General features: G+C 40.1%; 22 protein-coding genes. 7 read left to right on the plus strand and 15 right to left on the minus strand.

The genetic code is table 11. From position 1 onward, the window contains the following. Window positions 1–468: 468 nt before the first annotated feature. The 4 genes from MF4640_RS04410 to ftsY form a co-directional block, all read right to left on the minus strand. Entirely contained in the window at window positions 469–1,131 is a 663-nt protein-coding gene (locus MF4640_RS04410) for a DUF2057 family protein (protein ID WP_078388820.1), read from the minus strand. A gap of 198 nt (window positions 1,132–1,329) precedes the next feature. After that, complete coding sequence (locus tag MF4640_RS04415; protein WP_078388821.1) at window positions 1,330–1,923, minus strand: nitroreductase family protein; 594 nt, start codon at window positions 1,921–1,923, stop codon at window positions 1,330–1,332. A 173-nt stretch (window positions 1,924–2,096) separates the two neighbouring features. Next, entirely contained in the window at window positions 2,097–2,618 is a 522-nt protein-coding gene (locus tag MF4640_RS04420) for a nitroreductase family protein (protein ID WP_413772689.1), read from the minus strand. Window positions 2,619–2,977: 359 nt separating this feature from the next. Then, the gene (ftsY, locus tag MF4640_RS04425) at window positions 2,978–4,084 is read right to left on the minus strand and encodes a signal recognition particle-docking protein FtsY (RefSeq protein WP_078388822.1); all 1,107 of its coding nucleotides are present in this window, start codon (window positions 4,082–4,084) and stop codon (window positions 2,978–2,980) included. A 194-nt stretch (window positions 4,085–4,278) separates the two neighbouring features. Here ftsY and MF4640_RS04430 point away from each other — a divergent pair, with 194 nt between their 5' ends. After that, window positions 4,279–5,658 carry a M16 family metallopeptidase gene (locus MF4640_RS04430; RefSeq protein ID WP_078388823.1) on the plus strand — a complete coding sequence of 460 codons (1,380 nt, stop codon included), beginning with the start codon at window positions 4,279–4,281 and terminating at the stop codon, window positions 5,656–5,658. Continuing rightward, window positions 5,658–7,250, plus strand: a complete 1,593-nt coding sequence (locus MF4640_RS04435; protein ID WP_078388824.1) for a M16 family metallopeptidase — start codon at window positions 5,658–5,660, stop codon at window positions 7,248–7,250. Before MF4640_RS04430 ends, MF4640_RS04435 begins: the two co-directional genes overlap by 1 nt. Window positions 7,251–7,626: 376 nt before the next feature. On the opposite strand, the gene MF4640_RS04445 is transcribed toward MF4640_RS04435, so the two are convergent. After that, window positions 7,627–7,986 carry a hypothetical protein gene (locus MF4640_RS04445; RefSeq protein ID WP_004984633.1) on the minus strand — a complete coding sequence of 120 codons (360 nt, stop codon included), beginning with the start codon at window positions 7,984–7,986 and terminating at the stop codon, window positions 7,627–7,629. A 217-nt stretch (window positions 7,987–8,203) separates the two neighbouring features. Here MF4640_RS04445 and MF4640_RS04450 point away from each other — a divergent pair, with 217 nt between their 5' ends. The 3 genes from MF4640_RS04450 to MF4640_RS04460 all read left to right on the plus strand — a co-directional run bounded on the left by MF4640_RS04450 (window position 8,204) and on the right by MF4640_RS04460 (window position 9,521). Next, on the plus strand, window positions 8,204–8,437 hold the full coding sequence (locus tag MF4640_RS04450) for a hypothetical protein (RefSeq protein ID WP_004697075.1): 234 nt from the start codon (window positions 8,204–8,206) through the stop codon (window positions 8,435–8,437). A 140-nt stretch (window positions 8,438–8,577) separates the two neighbouring features. Continuing rightward, window positions 8,578–8,958, plus strand: coding sequence for a DUF2750 domain-containing protein (locus tag MF4640_RS04455; protein WP_078388826.1), 381 nt, complete (start codon window positions 8,578–8,580; stop codon window positions 8,956–8,958). A gap of 131 nt (window positions 8,959–9,089) precedes the next feature. Then, window positions 9,090–9,521, plus strand: a complete 432-nt coding sequence (locus tag MF4640_RS04460) for a CBS domain-containing protein (protein ID WP_078388827.1) — start codon at window positions 9,090–9,092, stop codon at window positions 9,519–9,521. Between the two features lie 138 nt (window positions 9,522–9,659). Here the strand turns inward: MF4640_RS04460 and trpB are convergent, their stop codons facing one another. The 9 genes from trpB to MF4640_RS04505 all read right to left on the minus strand — a co-directional run bounded on the left by trpB (window position 9,660) and on the right by MF4640_RS04505 (window position 17,338). Next, window positions 9,660–10,868, minus strand: coding sequence for a tryptophan synthase subunit beta (trpB, locus tag MF4640_RS04465; RefSeq protein WP_078388828.1), 1,209 nt, complete (start codon window positions 10,866–10,868; stop codon window positions 9,660–9,662). 42 nt (window positions 10,869–10,910) lie between these two features. Next, window positions 10,911–12,098 carry a vWA domain-containing protein gene (locus tag MF4640_RS04470; protein WP_078388829.1) on the minus strand — a complete coding sequence of 396 codons (1,188 nt, stop codon included), beginning with the start codon at window positions 12,096–12,098 and terminating at the stop codon, window positions 10,911–10,913. Window positions 12,099–12,111: 13 nt separating this feature from the next. Then, the gene (locus MF4640_RS04475; RefSeq protein ID WP_004697065.1) at window positions 12,112–12,963 is read right to left on the minus strand and encodes an AAA family ATPase; all 852 of its coding nucleotides are present in this window, start codon (window positions 12,961–12,963) and stop codon (window positions 12,112–12,114) included. Between the two features lie 22 nt (window positions 12,964–12,985). Further along, window positions 12,986–13,369 carry a hypothetical protein gene (locus MF4640_RS04480; protein WP_004697064.1) on the minus strand — a complete coding sequence of 128 codons (384 nt, stop codon included), beginning with the start codon at window positions 13,367–13,369 and terminating at the stop codon, window positions 12,986–12,988. 22 nt (window positions 13,370–13,391) lie between these two features. Beyond that, the gene (locus MF4640_RS04485; RefSeq protein ID WP_078388830.1) at window positions 13,392–13,700 is read right to left on the minus strand and encodes a YcgL domain-containing protein; all 309 of its coding nucleotides are present in this window, start codon (window positions 13,698–13,700) and stop codon (window positions 13,392–13,394) included. Between the two features lie 129 nt (window positions 13,701–13,829). Beyond that, window positions 13,830–14,972 (minus strand): ribonuclease D, encoded by a 1,143-nt coding sequence (locus MF4640_RS04490; protein ID WP_078388831.1) that lies wholly within the window; start codon window positions 14,970–14,972, stop codon window positions 13,830–13,832. A 207-nt stretch (window positions 14,973–15,179) separates the two neighbouring features. Further along, window positions 15,180–15,776, minus strand: a complete 597-nt coding sequence (gene recR / locus MF4640_RS04495) for a recombination mediator RecR (protein ID WP_005401228.1) — start codon at window positions 15,774–15,776, stop codon at window positions 15,180–15,182. A 16-nt stretch (window positions 15,777–15,792) separates the two neighbouring features. Next, a complete protein-coding gene (locus MF4640_RS04500; protein WP_004697049.1) occupies window positions 15,793–16,122 on the minus strand; it encodes a YbaB/EbfC family nucleoid-associated protein in 330 nt (109 codons plus the stop codon). Window positions 16,123–16,150: 28 nt separating this feature from the next. Continuing rightward, window positions 16,151–17,338 (minus strand): O-succinylhomoserine sulfhydrylase, encoded by a 1,188-nt coding sequence (locus tag MF4640_RS04505; RefSeq protein WP_010326779.1) that lies wholly within the window; start codon window positions 17,336–17,338, stop codon window positions 16,151–16,153. Window positions 17,339–17,480: 142 nt separating this feature from the next. Here MF4640_RS04505 and MF4640_RS04510 point away from each other — a divergent pair, with 142 nt between their 5' ends. Both MF4640_RS04510 and MF4640_RS04515 read left to right on the plus strand, forming a co-directional pair. Then, complete coding sequence (locus MF4640_RS04510; protein ID WP_078388832.1) at window positions 17,481–18,572, plus strand: alpha/beta fold hydrolase; 1,092 nt, start codon at window positions 17,481–17,483, stop codon at window positions 18,570–18,572. 15 nt (window positions 18,573–18,587) lie between these two features. Further along, entirely contained in the window at window positions 18,588–19,460 is an 873-nt protein-coding gene (locus MF4640_RS04515) for an NAD(P)-dependent oxidoreductase (RefSeq protein ID WP_078388833.1), read from the plus strand. 73 nt (window positions 19,461–19,533) lie between these two features. Here the strand turns inward: MF4640_RS04515 and MF4640_RS04520 are convergent, their stop codons facing one another. Then, complete coding sequence (locus tag MF4640_RS04520; protein ID WP_078388834.1) at window positions 19,534–20,247, minus strand: transglutaminase-like domain-containing protein; 714 nt, start codon at window positions 20,245–20,247, stop codon at window positions 19,534–19,536. Between the last annotated feature and the right edge of the window lie 7 nt (window positions 20,248–20,254).

Consider the following 20,254-nt stretch of genomic DNA (forward strand, 5'->3'; position numbering starts at 1 on the left):
CAGCGTTCAATCTGAGCCATGATCAAACTCTTCAGTTAAAAATCATTAGTAGCTTATGGCTACAAATCTTGGCTCATCAATTTTCTGACAAATATTTCTCAAATAAACTTCGAGTAATTTTTACCATCAATCAATGAAATATTTTCGATCGATCAATCAGTAAAAATCCACACAAGTTGTTCTTCATAATCTCTTAATGATCTTCTTACTGATTCGTCATCAGCAAGGCCTTCGCTTCAAGTTATTCACTGCATTGCGTTGGTATGCTGCGTATTCTATACAGATTTATTTGCAGCGCAAGTCATTTCATACAAATAGCTCCAAAAAACCATTTGATTGATTATTTTTAAATCAAAACACTTGATTTTGATTAAACCATGTACAATATTGTCGACTTATTCACTATATAAATGCGCTATCCAAATAATAAAAACAGCTAATGCTGTTTTTATTTAGACTATGTAAAAGCTACTGTGCTTGTTCAGCCAGCCAAGCCATAAACGCTTGTCGTTCAGTTTTAGATGCACTTTTCCAAGTATTAATTAATTGTTGAGCGTTGCTAGGGCTTGGTAGATCTTTTTGTTTCCCTGTCCCAGCTTTAGCCACAACAGCTTGTGATGTATAGACCGGTGCAGGCTCTACCACTATCGTTGCTTTTTGAGTTAAATCGGTTGGTGCGTCGCTAAATAAATTTTGAAGAATGCCTGCATTTTGAGTTTTACTGCCCTTTTGCTCAACCAGTAACTGATTCTTGGCATTGTAGAGACCAAAAATCGGCTGCTTAGCATAAGCCTTGGCATCATCATGGTTTTGCGGAGGACTGATCAGTGCCAAACGGTAAGACTGTTGGTCTTGTAAAATTGGGGTCTTAATATTCACAATCCCTGAGCGAACGATATCGTGTGAGCCAATACCTGGATGCTCTTCAAAAAACTGGGTATAGCGAACACTGATAATATTCTCACCTGCATCAATATTATATTTATTGTCAGAACTGAATAAACGACTCTTAACCTCTTGCCCATTTAAGCCTTCAATTTTTATTTCCTCTGGGGCAGTAATAGTCACTGCTGAAAATACTGAAGTACTCAACATCAATGCTGCTGTTGCAAGGGTTATGCGTAAGGTCATTTTTACACTCTATCGATGGTTTATTAAAGTTTAGTTGCACTATGCAGTGTATAAATGACAATTTTATGACAATTTCTGAGCTTAGAACCAGCTCAGCACTACAATATATAGTGCTAAGCTTTGATATTTTAAAGATAAATCACTAAACAAAAAAAAGAGCAGATCTATTCTGCTCTTTTTCATTTTAAAAACCAGTTATTAATTGAATGTTTTAAAGCGATCCGCTTCAGCCATAAATGTTTTTTCACCCGCAGGCGCTTCAATCGAACCAAAAACAAGTTGTGCACGAAGTTTCCAATTCGCAGGGATATCGAAGATTTCTGCAATTTCAGCATCTACGATTGGATTGTAATGCTGTAATGACGCACCAATATTTTGCTCAGATAACGCAGTCCATACGGCAAATTGAGCAATTGCAGAAGAATGTTCAGACCACACTGGGAAATTATCTGCATAAAGCGCAAATTGTTCCTGCAATGATTTTACAACGTCTTGGTCTTCGTAAAATAAAACCGTGCCATAACCCGCAGCAAAGCTATTAATTTTGGTATTTGTGCCTTCAAAAGCAGCTTCTGGAACAATTTTACGTAAAGTTTCACGTACGATATTCCAGAACTGTAAATGCGACTCACCAAACAAAGTCACAATACGAGAAGTCTGTGAGTTAAATGCAGAAGGACTGTGATTTACCGCTTCTTTAATCACAAATTCAATTTGTTCTGGTGTTAATGGTACATTTTTACCAACAGCATAAATGGTACGACGTTGTTTGATGTGGTCTAAAAATGACATGTTATTTTCCTCAGCGATCTCACGATCTTGTTATATGCAGATTCATATTCATCATAGCTAATATTTTGAATTTGAACATGCTTAGTTCAGCGACATAGTGTCTTAAAAATAGAACAATATGCCATAACATTACAAAACTTGATCTAGAAACCACTAAAGATTATTCCGTGTCATTATGCATAGATCATAAAGCGCTCTTCATCTTTATAATGTTCTTTTTCAGCGGCTTTTTCCTCTATCGAACCAAAGACCAATTGCGCACGTAACAGCCAATGTTTTGGAATCTCAAAAACCTTGGAGATATCAGCATCAATACTCGGGTTATAATGTTGTAATGACGCACCCAAACCTGCATCTGCTAAACAAGTCCATACAGCATATTGGGCCATACCTGAAACTTGCTCTGACCAAACTGGAAATTCTGCCGCATCAAAAGGAATTTTCTTTTGTAATTTTTGAATGATCTGCTGATCTTCATAGAATAGAACTGTACCAAATCCTGCCGAGCATTGATCAACCTTCAGTTCTACACCAGCAAAAATATGCGCGGGGACTAACTTGCGCTGCACTTCTTTTACGACATTCCAAAAGTGATGATGTGAATCGCCCATTAAAATCACAATACAAGTACTTTGTGAATTATGTGCCGAAGGACAACTTCGCACAGCCTCTTGGATCAATTCAGCTAAATACACCTGACTTAAATGTACACGCTTCCCTAAAACATAAATACTACGTCGCTTTTTTAGTTGATCGATAAATGTGGTTTGTTTTAGGTCTTCTTCGTGATTTTTTTTTAAATTTTAAATCTTTGGTTAAATCCGTTGTTAGAACTTGTCCAATTTTATGTAATAAAGCCATACCGTGTTCCCCAAAATGTACAGTGATGCCTATTGTATTAGGTGCTAGTGTAATCTCAGGAGAATCACTTATATTCATTACGTGATTTCTAAATGCTTGTTTTTAAAACAAACAAATTGAATCAAAAAATAAACTCCGCATTTAGCGGAGTTTATGTGACTGATCTAACACTTTAAAACTGTGCTGTTCAATCTTATTTCTCTGTTTCGAACAAAGCAGCAACAAAGGATTTTGCAGAGAAAGGACGTAAGTCGTCAATTTTCTCACCGACACCAATGAAGCGAATTGGAACATGCGTACGACTGGCAATATTAAATAGTACACCACCTTTCGCAGTACCATCGAGCTTGGTAATCGTCAGGCCTGTCAAACCAACTGCCTCATCAAACATTTCTACTTGATTAATCGCATTTTGACCTGTTCCTGCATCGACCACCAACATAACTTCGTGTGGCGCAGTCGCATCGATTTTTTGCATGACACGTTTTACTTTGGTCAACTCTTGCATAAGATGACCTTTGTTATGTAAACGACCTGCGGTATCTGCGATCAAAACATCGACACCTTTCGCACGCGCACTTTCAAACGCATCGAAAATTACGGAAGCGCTATCAGCACCATGGCCTTGGGCTACTACGGCAATATTATTACGCTCACCCCAAATTTGAAGCTGCTCAGTCGCTGCCGCACGGAAAGTATCCCCCGCAGCAAGCATTACTTTCTTGCCTTCACCTTGTAAACGTTTTGCCAATTTACCAATGGTTGTGGTTTTCCCCACACCGTTTACACCCACCACCAAAATCACATAAGGCGTTTTGTTCGGATCGATATGTAAAGGTTTCACACGTGGTGCAAGTAATGCCACCAACTCTTCCTGAAGTGCTTTATAGAGCGAGTGCGAGTAAATTAAATCGCCACGTGCAGTACGTTCAGTTAAGTTGGTAATAATGGTTTTCGTTGCATCAACACCGATGTCTGCGACTAAAAGCTGCTCTTCAACTTCTTCAAGCAGTTCGTCATCAATTTCCTTACCACCGATCAAAATATTGACCATACCATCGGCAAGGTTTTTACGGGTTTTGGTTAACCCTTCTTTCATGCGGCTAAAGAAACCGCCTTTTACAGATGCATCTGCTTCTTCTGCGCTTGTTTCAGCAACCACAACTGGACTAACAACTGTTTGCTCTTTTGTTTCAACGATTGGCACATTGACCACAGGTAAACTTGGTAATGTGACATCGTCATCCCCGATATCAGCATCAATCAAAAATTTGTTCTGCTCATTAGATTGCTGTTGCATGCCGAATCCTTGAAAAGCACTGCGTTAAAAAGACGGATTCTACCATAAAAGATAGGCTTTCGCTTAGCAACAATACTTTATGTAAACACTTAACAAATCAATACTTCTGGCGCTTGATCTACTTCGCATTTTTCTTAAGAATGGTTATTTATTGAAATGCTTTAACTTCACTTCAACCTGAGCCCAAATTTTATATGCATCACTTATTAGTCACGCATTCTTATAAAAAAAGTTTAGTTGCACTGGGTTTAACTCTACTTTGTTTACCTATAACTACTCATGCACAAATACGCAGTGAACTTACCCGCAGTAGTTTTGAAACTACTTTAAGCAATGGCTTGCAGGTGATTATCCGTGAAGATCACCGCTCCCCAATGGTCATGACCCAAATTTGGTACAAAGTCGGTAGCACTGATGAGTCTGGAAATATAACGGGTATTTCGCATGTACTGGAACATATGATGTTTAAAGGCACATCCAAAGTTCCCAATGACGAATTCAGTCGCTTAAGTCGAATCTATGGTGGTACAGTAAATGCCGCAACATTTACCAATTACACCAATTACTATCAGCTTTATCCTAAAACCTACTTCCCGATGACTCTAGAGCTTGAAGCAGATCGTATGCGTAATCTCTTGCTACGGAAACAAGACTTTGACCCTGAAATTAAAGTGGTGATGGAGGAGCGACGCCTGCGTACCGACGACAACCCACGCTCACTTGCTTTCGAACGCTTCAAATGGATTTCGTATCCCACAAGTCACTATCGTCAACCCGTCATTGGGCACATGAAACACTTGCAAAACATAAGTCTAGATGACGTGAAGCAGTGGTATCAAAAATGGTATAGCCCAAACAATGCGATCTTGGTGATTGTGGGTGATGTCAATGCAGAATCCGCCCTCAGACAAGTTCAAAAATACTTTGGCGACATCAAAAGTCATCCAACACCTGTACGCAATGATGTGACTGAGTTTGAGAACATTGGTTACCGTCACATGGAACAAAATACCAATGTTGAAGTGCCAAATTTATATATGGCTTGGAATGTGAAATCGCTTGCAACAACAGCCAATCCAGAAGATATTTACGCGCTCACACTTATTCGAAGCTTATTAGATAGCGGGATCAGCTCTCGATTACAACAGCGCCTTGTACGCGACAAAAAATTAGCGACCGCACTGAGTGTCAGTTATGACCCTTATAACCGTGGAGACAGTCTATTTAGTATCTCCGCACTTCCAGTCACTGGCGTGGAACTTCCTGAGCTACAAAAAGCCATTGAATATGAAATTGAGCGACTCAAAACAGAACTTGTTCAACCACAAGAGCTTGAACGGATTAGCACACGCTTTGTTGCAAACTTAATTTATGGTCAAGATGACATTATCGGGCAAGCAAAGATGATTGGAAACTTAGCTGTGAATGGCTTGAATTATCGGCTAATGGATCAGCTTCCACAGCATTTTGAAGCGGTTACACCTGAAGATATTCAGCACGTTGCCCAAACCGCTTTTGTACGAGATAACTTAAGTACCTTGTACCTTCAACCAGAAAAGAAGGCCACAAAATAATGAAAAAACAAAAGACCATCTTTCACCTGTTATTTATTACCATGTCTACCTTTTGCACTACCAATGTAATTGCAGATGTAAGTACAAGTAGTATTAGCAATGATGACCCACGTACATTACAGTCTATTGCTTCTCTACAAAGCTTAAAACAGGTTCAAACCAGCGACCTTCATACAGCACCACATGTACACGAACTTAAGAACAAATACAAAGTTCGAAGTCTATTTGTTGAGTCACCCGCCTTACCTATGGTGGATATTCAACTTACCTTTAATGCAGGCTCTGCACGAGATGTAGAAGTAGAAAAAGGCCTATATGGTGTTGCCAATATGGCAGCACAACTCATCGATGAAGGCACTACGCAACATGATGCAGTTGAAATCGCGAATGCCTTTGAGCAAGTCGGGGCTCGTTTTAGCGTAGCTGTACACCGTGACATGTTTGTGGTTCGACTGCGTTCTCTGTCTGACCCTAAAAAACTAGATGCTGCGGTAAGTACGATGCTTGAAGTATTAAAAGACTCTACTTTTAAAAATAACAGTATTAGTTTGATGGTAAGTAATACCCAAGTAGGTCAGAAACAGTTGAAAGAAAGTCCGAGTCGATTGATGAGTATTCGCTTTTATCGCGCACTCTATGGTTCGCACCCTTATGCTGAACCGATTACAGGAACCAATGGCAGTATTAAAAAAATTACGACTCAGCACTTAAAAAAATTCAGAGACGAATTCCTTGTTAGTCAAAATATGAATATTGCACTGACAGGCCAACTCAGTGTGAAACAAGCACAGAAACTGGCTGAACGAATAAGTGCAGCCCTCCCACAAGGTGAAGCAGCAAAGCCACTTGCTGTACCACAAGATAAACCCAACTTTGATATTCAACACATTCTGTTTAATTCAACTCAAGCCCATGTCACCATGGGACATCTATCAACCACGCGGGATGATCCGGATCGTTTAGCACTCGAACTGGCTAACCGTATGTTGGGTGGGGGTGGATTTAGCTCCATTTTAATGAAAGAACTACGCGTTAAGCGTGGATACACCTATGGAGCAAACAGTGCTTTTACATTTAGCCAAGCGGCTGGAAGTTTTAGTCTAAGTTATTCAACCCAGCAAGATCAGCTCATGGACAGCATACAAGTGGCGCATAAAGCCCTAGTTGACTTTGTCCATCAACCAATTGATGCACAGCAGTTAGAAGAAACTAAAGCCGGTATGTTACGCAGCCTACCTAACAGCTATAGCAGCAATGCAAACATCAACGCACAACTGGGCTCTATAGGGTTTTATCAACAAGATGCGAATTATTTAGCCGACTACCCAAAACGTTTAGCTGCGATCACGCCTTTAGATGTCCAAAATGCAATACGTAAACACATTCACCCTGAAAGTCTTACCCTTGTGATTGTCAGTAATGCTTTAGATAAAGAGCAACTTCGACATATTTTAGAATTGAATCTTGACCCGAATATTAAGCAAAGCATGCCGCATCCTGATCAAATTCCTGCGATTATTGAACCTCCGGAGCCAATGCCGGAAGCTGCTTCGCCCGATTCTGCTCAAACTGATGAGCCTGCATTAATCTAAAGTAATCAATATAGGAAATCTGGTTTTCCAAAACCAGATCTTGAGCCATCTCTTGTGTTTCTGGGAAAGTCGCTTGATGAGATAAGCGACTTACATTTTCAAATTGGCTTGGAGAAATGGTTCGAGATAAAGCAATACTCGATAAAATGACAATAAGCATAATGATCGATGCCATCAGACCATTATAAATTTGTACAAGCGTAATCTGTGATTTTAATTTAAGAATTTTTTGGATCGCAATGTGCATAACCTACCTCTAGTGAAACTAGTGTAAGTAGCCAATTGCATAATCACAAGTTGAAATGCTGAAAAATGCCCCCATTAATGCTAAAGAGGACATAATTTCAGCAAATCAGATTGTTTGTAAAGCAGAAGTTTAACCAACAATGCTACGAATAACTGCAAAATAGAGCACCAAGGCAATTACCCCCAATGCAATCATAATGGCGAAAGCCCCAACACCATTTTCTGCATCTGCAGGGTGTGCAGGATCGTCATCTGCAATACGTCTTAGCTCCCCATTGTATGTTTCATAAAAATCAACCCGTTGATTTTCATCAAGCTGACGTGTGAAATCATAAACTCGTTTACGTTGTGCCAAACAAAAATCCCCAAGATGAATTTCTTGATGGAAAACTGCTTCATCTAATAGTGTTCGGTGATATTGCGCCAACGCTACAATTTGAGAAACAGTTGGAGGCATATCAAAATCAAAACCGTCTAATGTATTTGTCATGTTATTCTCCTTATAAAATACAGTTTCCTGTTTTATTATCATATTCAATCTTTTGATTGTTCATTGTTTAATCATGTAAACAAAATAAGATGAAGAATACTCGACAATATATTTGACAATTCCATCAATTTGTAATAAATATTTAACATTAGCGTGATATTTATATCTAAAGGTAAAATTACCTTTAAGTGATCATAATTAGAATAAGGAGCTTAATATGATTCAACAAATCTCTCATCATGACTTAGAACATGCGTATGCGGATGCAGTAAACACCATTCAATCACAAATGAACTTCGTAGAAGCAGTACAACAGTTAGAAAGCGTTGCACGCGCTGGTCACGGTAAAGCAGCACTATTTTTGGCAGAACTTTATTATCAAGGTTTCCGCGTAGAACGTGACTCGCTGAAAGCACAATACTGGCAACAGCTTGCCACCATGAAAGCATAATAAAACGTCACCTAGGTGGCGTTTTTTTTGAGCCTAACATTTTGATATGACATATTTATTTACATAGTTATGCAAAGCTTAAACTGAACTTTCATCTTAATTATTTAAAATAGCGTCATATTCCTTACTGACATAACGCTATGTACAAAATTTTGAAACTACAACCGATTTCAAATCATTTATATTTAAAAATCAACATTCTAAGAGGCATGATGTACTGCGGTATTCTTTGGGGGCTTTACAACACTGAACAGCAAGGCTGGGCGATGACCTCAGATCATGATGACTATGTTTTCCCTTTTTGGCTCAATGGCTTACACGCACACCAATATGCTCAATTGCACTGGCCAAACTATATTCCTAAAAAAATCACGCCACAGGATTTCCAAAGCGCATTACTGCCTACTCTGTCACGCTTAAAAGTCACCCCTGCGCTATGTAATGGCACAAAGCGTATGAAGCTCAGTACGTCTCAAATGCGTCACTTTTTCTTCAATGACCGTATTCTAGCGCCAGTTTAAAGCTCATTGAGAACAATAAAGTTCAATTAACTTATTATTTTATTGAGAGCTATGACTGTAAAGTATTTGCTTTTTTTTTAAATCGCGCTAATTTAAATATAAAACAATAACCACAACTGAGGATATGCCCTATGACCAATGTTGCTCAAGTATTAAAAGATAAAGCACATCAAGCAATCTACACCATCAGCCCTGAAGCCACGGTTCTTGAAGCAATTTCACTTATGGCAGATAAAGGCATTGGTGCACTTGTGGTCACACACGAAGAACGCGTTGTAGGTATATTGTCCGAACGTGACTATATGCGCAAAGTCATGTTGATGGAACGTACTTCAAAGCAAACCACAGTCAATGAAATTATGACAGCAAAAGTACTGACGGTCACAACAGCAGTTACGGTTGAAGAATGTTTAGACCTGATGACAGACCGCCACCTTCGTCACTTGCCCGTGGTTGAACAAGATAAATTATTGGGACTCATTTCTATTGGTGACTTGGTGAAAGCGGCAATGGATGATCAAAAGAAACTGATTGAGCAACTACAACAGTATATTTCAGGTTAAGTTTTAATTTTTAGGTGTTCAATCATGAACGTATACTCAGCATTGGCTACTAATGATAAAAATATAAAGCCGAAATCATATAAAAATCCCTGCACTAAGCAGGGATTTTTTTATATGTAAATATGAAAAACTTGAACCTTAATTCAGACCTAATTTTGCAGCGACATAATCTGCATCTTTATCGCCACGACCAGATACATTCACCACAATTTTAATATCTTTGGCCAACTTTGGAGCTTCGCGAAGTACCCACGCCACGGCATGTGAACTTTCAAGCGCAGGGACAATCCCTTCAACTCGTGACAACCGCATAAACGCATCCAAACACTCTTGATCAGTCGCAGTGGTATATTCGACACGACCCAAGTCTTTCAGCAGACTGTGCTGTGGCCCGACGCCAGGGTAGTCTAGACCTGAAGCAATCGAGTGTACTGGTAACGGTTCACCTTGATCATTTTCAAGTACATAACACGCCATACCATGAATTTGACTTGGTTTACCTAAGGTTAACGTTGCCGAGTGCATGTCGGTATCTAGACCATGACCTGCTGGTTCGACACCAATTAGTTTCACATCTGCATCGTTTAAAAATGCGGTGAAAGCACCCATAGCATTTGAACCACCACCCACACATGCAACCACATAATCTGGGTTCGCACCAAAGCGCTCATGGGTTTGTGCTTTAATTTCTTTACCAATAATCGACTGAAAGTCACGGACCATCATTGGAAATGGGTGTGGCCCAACAACCGAACCAATAGCATAGATATAATTGGTTGGATCTTTTAAATACTCTTCAAAGGCACTGTCCACAGCATCTTTGAGCGTTGCAGTACCACGTGTCACTGAAATGAGTTTTGCTCCAAGGATTTTCATTTTGACGACATTGGGATGTTCTTTTTCAATATCCACCTGCCCCATATGAATTTCACACGGAATCCCGACCAAAGCACAGGCTGTTGCTAATGCCACGCCGTGTTGGCCTGCACCTGTTTCTGCAATAACTTTGGTTTTACCCATATATTTTGCAAGCAACGCTTCACCCAAACAGTGATTAATTTTATGTGCGCCTGTATGGTTTAAGTCTTCACGTTTTAGATAGATCTGTGCCCCACCCAACTGTTCAGATAACCGTTTTGCATAAAACAAAGGACTTGGACGACCAACATAGTGCGCAAACAATTCAGCAAGTTCAGTTTGAAACTCTTCTGTTGCACGAATTTGCTCGTAAGCGACTTTAATGTCATCCATTGCCTCTTTTAAGTGGGGTGGGATAAACTGACCACCATAGTTCCCAAAAAAGCCCGCTTCATTAGGCAAAGCAATACCATTAATTTGATGATCCATTTTTTATGATCCTTATTCTTAAAATGTGCTTTCTTTCCAGCGTTATCGTGCTAAATACTTGGTCATATCCTCAACGCCTTTGAGGGTCATTGGGTACATATGGTCTTCAAAAATCTGCTTAATCAAACCAATCGTATGGGTGTAATGCCAATAACGATCTTCTTCTGGGTTCAACCATGCTGTTTTTTCAAAATGATTGCGTAAACGCTGTAGCCAGACATTGCCTGCTTCATCATTCATATATTCAACTGAACCACCCACAGAATTGAGTTCATAAGGTGCCATAGAGGCATCTCCAACCACAATTACACGATAGTCGCGTCCGTAGGTATTGAACAAGTCCCATGTATTTATACGGGTACTTGAGCGACGCACATTGTCTTTCCAAACATAGTCATATAAACAGTTATGGAAATAGAAATATTCTAAGGTTTTAAACTCAGTTTTTGCCGCACTAAACAGTTTTTCGCATTGCGCAATGTGTGAATCCATCGATCCACCCACATCAAACAACATCAGCACCTTAATACGATTACGACGCTCAGGCACGAGCTGCACATCGAGTATGCCTTGCTTCGCGGTTTCACGAATTGTACCGTCGATGTCTAACTCTTCAGCAGCACCTTGTCTAGCAAACTTACGTAAACGACGCAATGCCATCTGCATTTGGCGCGTTCCGAGAATTTGATCATCATCCAAATTCTGATATTTACGTTGTTCCCAAACTTTTACAGCAGAACGTTTACGTCCCGGCCCACCAATACGCACCCCTTCAGGATGATCACCATAAGCACCAAAAGGAGAGGTTCCTCCAGTGCCAATCATCTTGTTACCACCCTGATGTTTCTTATGCTGTTCACGCAAGCGTTCTTCCAGCATTTTCATGAGTTCTTCTAATGAACCTGCTTTCTTTAACTCTTCACGCTGCTCAGGAGTTAGATGCTTTTCTAAAAGCTCCAGATCAAACCAATCTTTCGGCAGTTTTTGAACTTGATTCAGTAAATCGTCTAGGTCAAAGGTCGAAATCCCATCAAAATAGTCTTTCATACCTCGGTCAAATTTATCAAAGAAGCGCTCGTCTTTTACCATAACGGTTTTAGCGAGTTGATAAAATTCTTCTTGATCGGCAAAGACTAAACCTGAAGCGACGGCTTCATTCAAATCAATCAGTTCACGTGTCGAAACGGGAACACCGTACTTTCGTAAGGTATAAAACAAGCGCACAAACATGCGTGTTTCTCCTTTAGCGACGCGACATAAAGGCTAAGCGTTCAAGCAACTGCACATCTTGTTCATTTTTAATCAGCGCACCATACAAAGGCGGAATCGCTTTAGACTTATCATGATTGCGCAGCACATCTTCTGGCATGTCATCTGCCATCAACAGACTTAACCAGTCGATCAACTCCGAGGTAGAAGGTGGTTTTTTCAGGCCCGGAACTTGGCGTAGCTTGAAGAAAACTTGTAATGCCTCATTGACCAATGCCGTTGAAATTTGCGGAAAATGAACATCAATAATTTCACGCATGGTTGCATCATCTGGAAATTCAATATAATGGAAGAAACAACGACGCAAGAATGCATCTGGAAGTTCTTTTTCATTATTTGAAGTAATAATCACAATAGGACGTTGTGATGCAGTAATGGTTTCGCCCGTCTCATAGACATAGAAAGACATCTTATCCAATTCATGCAACAAGTCATTTGGAAACTCAATGTCCGCCTTATCAATTTCATCAATCAATAAAACACAACGTTCTTCACTGGTGAACGCTTCCCACAATTTACCCGGTTTAATATAGTTTTTAATGTCATAAACACGGTCGTCACCCAGTTGGCTGTCACGTAGACGTGAAACCGCATCATACTCATATAAACCTTGCTGGGCTTTTGTGGTTGACTTGATGTGCCAAGTCAATAATTTTAAGCCTAAGCTCTCAGCCACTTGTTCAGCCAGTAAAGTTTTTCCCGTACCCGGCTCACCTTTGACCAATAAAGGCTTTTGTAAGCTACGTGCAGCTTTTACAGCAAGTTTTAAACTATCGGTAGCGATGTACTGATCTGTACCCGTAAATTGTTGTGTTTCAACAGACATGATTAAACCTTATTTTTATTAATTACAACGGTGAATGATTGTTACTAACAACTGCTTTGGTTTTATTAGCCACATATTTTGACCAAAAGAAACCGATCACAAGCCCCACACCCATGACAAAGAGAATCAGTGACAAATTTGACCAAATGAGTGCTGATTCTTTCGTTAACACACCGAAAAGCAAGCCAAAAATAGCGGGTGCAATCGATGAGTTTGGACCTTCGGAAACCGTTGGCGTCAATAAAATGGCAAAGATCATCATCCATGTGATGCCGCCCAACAGCTTCGGCAGGCGTGTGGCAATGGAATACCAACACCACAAAATTAGCAAACTGCCCAAAAGGTAAACTGTGACAGCAATACTGTCTTCAGGAATTGAATCGAGCATTGAAAGAAAACTATCCACGGTGCAACTCCTGAATTATGCTTTATGCGCCACGAAGGCCTTCTGGTGCCGTAGCGTTCGGATTGATTAATCCCTCTGGCGGCATTTGTAGGAAGAAGCCTTGAGTTTGAATCGAATCCATGACATGCAATACATTTACACGGGCCAATTTACGCGCTTCACTCAGCTCTAATGACATCACAAAAGTCGCTCGACCAAATGCAACACGAACAGCTTCAGGTAAAACATTCAATGGGCTAAAATCTTCAGCGGCTTGATCGGCTTCAGTTGGACAAGCAATATAAAGATACATTTCATCTTTTTTACTTGATTTATAAATAGAACATTGCATATCTAAAACAGCACTCAAATAACTCAAGCCACAGGATACATCAAATAAAAGCAGCTGACATTAGTCATAATTAACGCATCAGTCGTGATTTTGTATAAATATTCAAACTTCAGACCAATTGACTAATTCTTAATCCATGACTTTCATTTGCGTTGAAAGATAGCTTTCATCACGGCGTAGGAGTTGAATTAAAGGTTGAGTTAGCAAATCATAGCGCCAACCTAATAAATAATCAGGCAAGTCTTGCTCATCATTATGAAAAACCACATGTTGATGCAGTGCGTTCATCCACTTTTTGCGCATTAACACTTCTTTAGGAATGCTGGTTTCATTGACCACATTTTGAATTAAGTGATCAATCTTCTCTCCCACATCTTTTGAAGAATGACGGATCGGACGTGCCATGCGTAGCGGCCAATCCGCTTGCTCAGGCAAGAACTTCACCAAATCTAAAATGGTTTTGCCGTGCTCGCGGACAACGTTTTGACGTATGTCTTTTACACCCGATAACTGAAAAGCATTTTTTGGATTTTTCTCAACCAAATCAATCATGCTTGAGTTTTTCAAAATGAAACTACGTGGCGTATTAAGCGCTTTTACCATCTGTTCACGCCACACTGCCAACTGCTGTAACTGCATTAACTGACGACGTGAATGTCGATAGTTACCAATATCTTGATAGAGCAAATGCAAAGGCGTTTCTGTCGCGATTTCTTGCGTCAGATGCTGACAGTCTTCAAGAGCAAAGTTTAGGAGTGACTTTGAATCTAGTTCTTGTTTAACTTTTTTTGAGAGATTCATTAAGTACAGCACATCGTTTGCCGCATAGCTCAATTGTGCAGGGCTTAATGGACGTGCCAACCAGTTTGAGCGCGTTTCCCCTTTGTCGATATCGACATCCAGCATTTGTTTCAATGCATTTTGATAGCTCACTTGTAAGCCATGTCCTAAGAAAGACATGCCCACTTGGGTATCAAATACATTGTTTAAGGTTTTATGCTGTGCATAGTGATAAATCAGATCGATATCTTCACTACAGGCATGAAAGACATTTTGTTGTGCGCGAAAAAGTTTATTCCAAAATTCAGTTAAATCGAGTGTCGTACCATCGAGTAAATAGACATTGTTTTCGACATTGATTTGAAATACGCCTAACTTCGGCCATAAGGTATCGACTTTGATGAATTCTGTATCGAGTCCATAGACTTCGTTACGATCCATTTTTTCTAAGACTGGTGTTAAGTCTTGTTGCTGCTGAATAAACTGAAACATATCCTACTGCGTCTAATGCTAGATGCTCTTTGGGCTATCTTACCTGAATAAGATCATTTAGCTATCAAGATTTCTAAGGGTTTTTTAATTATTTGCCGTTTTTTGTGATTTTTTTATACAACTAGATTCAAATTAATATTTTTTTTTATCTTACTCAAGATTTCAATCTTGTAGCTCAACTAAAAAATGAAACAAGTATCGAAATACTTATTTCATTCGCATTCTATTATGTACAGCTTGGCTTAAGGTATGGCTATCGACATATTCAAGTTCACCACCCTGTGGTACGCCTTGTGCAATACGCGTCATTTGGATCGGTAAATGTTTCGTTGCCTCAACCAAATAATGCGCTGTGGCCTGACCTTCTACCGTTGCATTGGTCGCCAAAATCACTTCTGTTACTTTACCGTCGCCTAAACGCTGGATTAGATAAGGAATGCCGATCTCTTCAGGCCCAACACCATCAAGTGGGGATAAATGCCCACCCAATACATGATACTTACCACGGAAACTGCCACTTTGCTCAATCGCCATCACATCTGCTGGAGACTCAACCACACAAAGTAGTTGATCGTCACGTTCATGCGAGATGCAAATATCACAAACTTCGTTTTCAGTCAGTGAGTGACACAAACTGCATTCGTGAATATAGCTGGTGGCTTCGTTCAAAGCATGTGCAAGACCCACAGCCCCTTCACGATTTTTCATAATCAGATGAAGCGCCATGCGCTGAGCCGATTTCGGCCCAACACTTGGCAAAATACGTAAAGCTTGTACCAATTGATCAAAACGATCGCTAAACACTATACGTATTCCTTAATTAGAATAAACCAGCTAGACCCGGTGGTAAGCCTGCACCTGAGTTCGCAGCTTTCATACGCTCTTCAGTGATTACTTCGGCTTGACGTGCAGCATCATTCATTGCCGCAGCAATTAAGTCTTCAATCATATCTGCATCATCTTGCAATAATTCAGGATTGATTTCGATACGTTTTACCACATTACGGCAAGTCATCGTCACTTTAACCAAACCACCACCAGCTTCAGCATGCACTTCAGTTTGCGCAAGCTCTTCTTTAGCTTTTTTAATGTTGCTTTCCATGTCTTTTTGCATGCGTTGAGCTTGCTGCATTAACATATTAATGTTCATTAAAATCTCCGAACATAAAATTAAAAAATTAGATTAAGTCTAAACCACGTGTGATATCGCGAATAATATCATCAATATCTTCTAAACCAACAGAAACACGAATTAAACCTTCACGAATTCCTGCGGCTTGTTTCGCTTCTGGTGAAAGTTTGCCATGGGTAGTCGTTGCAGGATGGGTAATGGTCGATTTGGCATCGCCCAAGTTGCCTGTAATTGAAATAAACTGAGTATTGTCAATAACAGTCCATGCCCCTTCGCGCTCGCCTTTCACTTCAAAAGAAACGATCCCACCAAAGCCTGTTTGTTGCTTCGCTGCAAGTTCATGCCCAATATGCTCTGGTAAACCTGCGTAATACACTTTTTCGACTTTCGGGTGTGTATTTAAGAATTCTGCCAGCTTTTGCGCACTTGCTGAGTGCTCACGCATACGTAAACGTAAAGTCTCTAAGCCTTTTAAAAATACCCATGCATTAAAAGGACTCATTGAAGGCCCTGTAGTACGCACATAACCAAACACTTCTTCGAGTAGTTTATAACTACCCACTACTGCACCACCAAGAGCACGACCTTGACCGTCCAAATACTTCGTCGCTGAATAAATCACCAAGTCCGCACCAAACTCAATTGGACGCTGCAAAACGGGTGTACAAAAACTATTATCAATCGCTAAAAGTGCGCCATTGGCATGTGCGATATCAGCAAGTGCTTGAACGTCTGCCACTTCAGCCAAAGGATTCGACGGAGACTCAACAAAGAGTAATTTAGTTTCAGGCTTAACGGCATTTTTCCATGCATCTAAATCTGTTAAATCGACAAAGTCGACAGTTACACCAAACTTAGCCACATATTTTTCAAACAAAGACACGGTCGAACCAAATACCGCACGAGAACAAATCACATGATCGCCCAGTTTTAAAAATGACATTGCCACGGCCATAATTGCAGCCATACCCGAACTGGTTGCCACTGCACGTTCTGCACCTTCTAAAGCTGCAAGGCGTTTTTCAAACATTGCAACAGTTGGGTTGGTAAAACGCGAGTAGATGTTCCCTGGCTCTTGACCTGAAAATTTTGCTGCGGCCTCTGCTGCATTTTCATAGACAAATGATGAAGTTAGAAAGATAGGTTCGCCATGTTCTCCCTCGAAACTACGCGTATGCCCAGTACGAATGGCTAAGGTATCTAATTGGTATTCAAATTCGTCTTGTAGGCTCATGGCTCTGGTTCAGTCGACAGACTGCCTTTGTAAAGAATTGCCAACATTTTGAGCGTCTAGGCTATTTAAGGTCAAGGTAAAATACGCGAATATTGATTAGACTTCGATCAAACTTTCTGCTTATTTGAGATCTAAGACCTATATGCACTCTTTAAAAACTAAAATTTCAACACATCAAAATAAATTAAAGAATCTTTCTACGCGCATTTTTAATGGAAAGTCACTCATTTTGTCACAAAGCACACCTTATGAAGTGATTGAAACATTTGATCTGACCCAAATTCGCTATTACGCACCTGAAGTGCGTAAGTATAAAGAACCCTTGGTTTTTGTGGTCCCGCTAGCCATCAATATGTCTATTTACGACCTTTACCCTTATCGCTCACTGGTGAAGTACTTCCAACAGCAAGGCTTTGCCGTATATGTGATTGATTGGGGGAAATTAAATATTCATAACCGTCATTTTAACTTTCTGACGTTTATTGATCATTATATTCCACTCTGTATACAAAGCATTTTAAAACATAGTGATAGCGAGCAAATTTCTCTGCATGGTTGGAGTATGGCTGGCATTTTCGTGACCTTGTATACCGCCCTACATCAACCCAATTTTGTGAAAAATTTAATGGTTTTAGGGAGCCCAATTGACAGTTATAAATCTGGGCGAAATGGACAGTTCTTTGCATATCTCAATCGAATCATTTCAAAAAGCAAAGCAATACAACAACAAATTTATCAGGGCAAAATACCGAAGCGTCTGCTTCATACCTCTGGAGGGTTAAATACTTTTGGTTTTAAAATCATTGATCCTATCGGCTGGTTTCAAAGTCATAAGAATCTGCTACTTAATTTAGATGACCATGAAACCTTGTATGAGCATGCCACCATCGGCGGTTTTCTCAATCGTATGATTGATTATCCCGGCGGCATTAACCAAGACATGCTTTTTAATGTTTGGCTGCGTAATCCACTCAAAACTGGACTAATCACATTAAATGAGAAAAGCATAGCTTTAAAAAATATACAGTGCTCATTGCTTGTAGCTGCAGGGACAACAGACCAACTTGTTACAGCAGAGGCAGCTCAGCCATTAACCCAATTGACAAGTAGTACCGATGTCACGTTTACTCTTATCCCAGGGGGACATTTAGGACTGATGTCGAGTAAGCGTAGTGCCGATGAGTTTTGGCCACAACTGGCTCAGTGGTTAAGTGAACGTTCAAGTAAAATTTAAATACTAAGGTTTGAGATGATTCAGTCAGTTGCATTTATCGGTCTAGGCGCCATGGGTTATCGCATGGCATCACACTTACCTAAACACTTTGAGCACGTGTGGGTATGGAATCGCAATTTTGATAAAGCAAAACAACATGCGGAAGCCTATGGCACGCAGGCGGTCGAACTTGCGCAAGCAGTTCAGGCCGATGTAATCTTCTCTTGCCTTCCAACCAGTCAAGATATTGAAGACTTACTTGCACAAGTTGAGCTTAAAGCAGGCAGTATTTGGGTCGATTGCACCAGCGGTGTACCTTCTTCTGCAAAAAAAGTAGCTGAACTGCTTAAACAGCAAGGTGTCGACTTTTTAGATGCACCTGTGAGTGGTCAAACCATTGGCGCTGATAATGCAACCCTTACGGTTATGATCGGTGGTGATGCCGCAGCTTTTGAACGCGCACTACCAGCGATTCAAGCGTTTGGTAAACTGATTAAACACGTGGGCGAATCGGGTGCTGGTTTTGCAGTTAAAGCCGTAAACAATATGCTTTTGGCTGTGAACCTCTGTGCTGTTGCCGAAGGGTTTACCACACTAAAGGCTCATGGCGTAAACTTAAACGAAGCATTGGATTGCATTAATGCATCGAGTGGTAAAAGTGGCGTCACTGAAACTGTTTTGCCCCAGCGCATTCTCAACCGCAGCTTCCCGCTTACTTTTGCACTCCCCCTATTAGCAAAAGATACGGGCATTGCCGTTGATTTAGTCCGCGAAGCAAAACTATCCGCACCTGTGATTGGACTGGCTCAAAGTTTAATTCAAAGTGCCAGTGATTTATCTGAAGCAGACAGCGATTTTTCTTCCGCAGTTAAACTATATGAGTCATGGAGCAAAATTACTTTAGAGTAATGTTTATCACAATAAGTCGTACTTTAACTTTAATCATAAGTTAAGTTATTTCTATGAACGCTAACAAGAAGCCTCATAAAGAGGCTTTTTGTTTATTTCTAATTTTATTGACGTTTTGATTCATTAAATGTCTAACTACATATTTAAAAATTATACGCTGTATCGGACTGAGCTCTTGTTGATGTAGATTATAAAAATCATCTGGGCTATCAAATAAACCAAAATCTTGGTTAATCCCCTTGTCTTGGATAAAAGTATCATTCAAATTCCAATCAATAGGTGGATTTTCAAAATTCTCGGTAAATACCCCAAAACCACAAAAGGTTTTTGCTTGATGCTTATTTATACTTTGTAATTTTTCTAGATAGGTTCGATCAAGAATTACACCCTCCAAAATATACCATTGTCCATTCACATGAACTTCGACCCAACTATGTAAAATATTCTTGGGCGATAACTTATACCAAATGCCTTGGATTGCGCCTTTTTGTAAGGCTTTATCGATGGTAAACCCATGTATCCGAGTGGCTACACCCACCGCTCGAAGTAACGCCATCAATAAGGTTGCTTTGGTATTACACTGACCATAACCGTCCCTTAGGACTTGAGATGCCTGTATCGTATCTCCCGTGTTATAGCCAAATTGAACTTCATCACGAACAAAGTTATAAATATTCCTCACCTTATTAACTTCATCAAGATCTCTCCATTTGCGTTGTTCAATCAAATTTTGAATCGATGGATGGTGATAATCTAAAATCGGCGTCTGTTCTAATAGCCTTAGCATACTCAGC

It is taken from the genome of Acinetobacter sp. MF4640 (genome assembly GCF_002018895.1).
In the GTDB taxonomy this organism is placed as follows: domain Bacteria; phylum Pseudomonadota; class Gammaproteobacteria; order Pseudomonadales; family Moraxellaceae; genus Acinetobacter; species Acinetobacter johnsonii.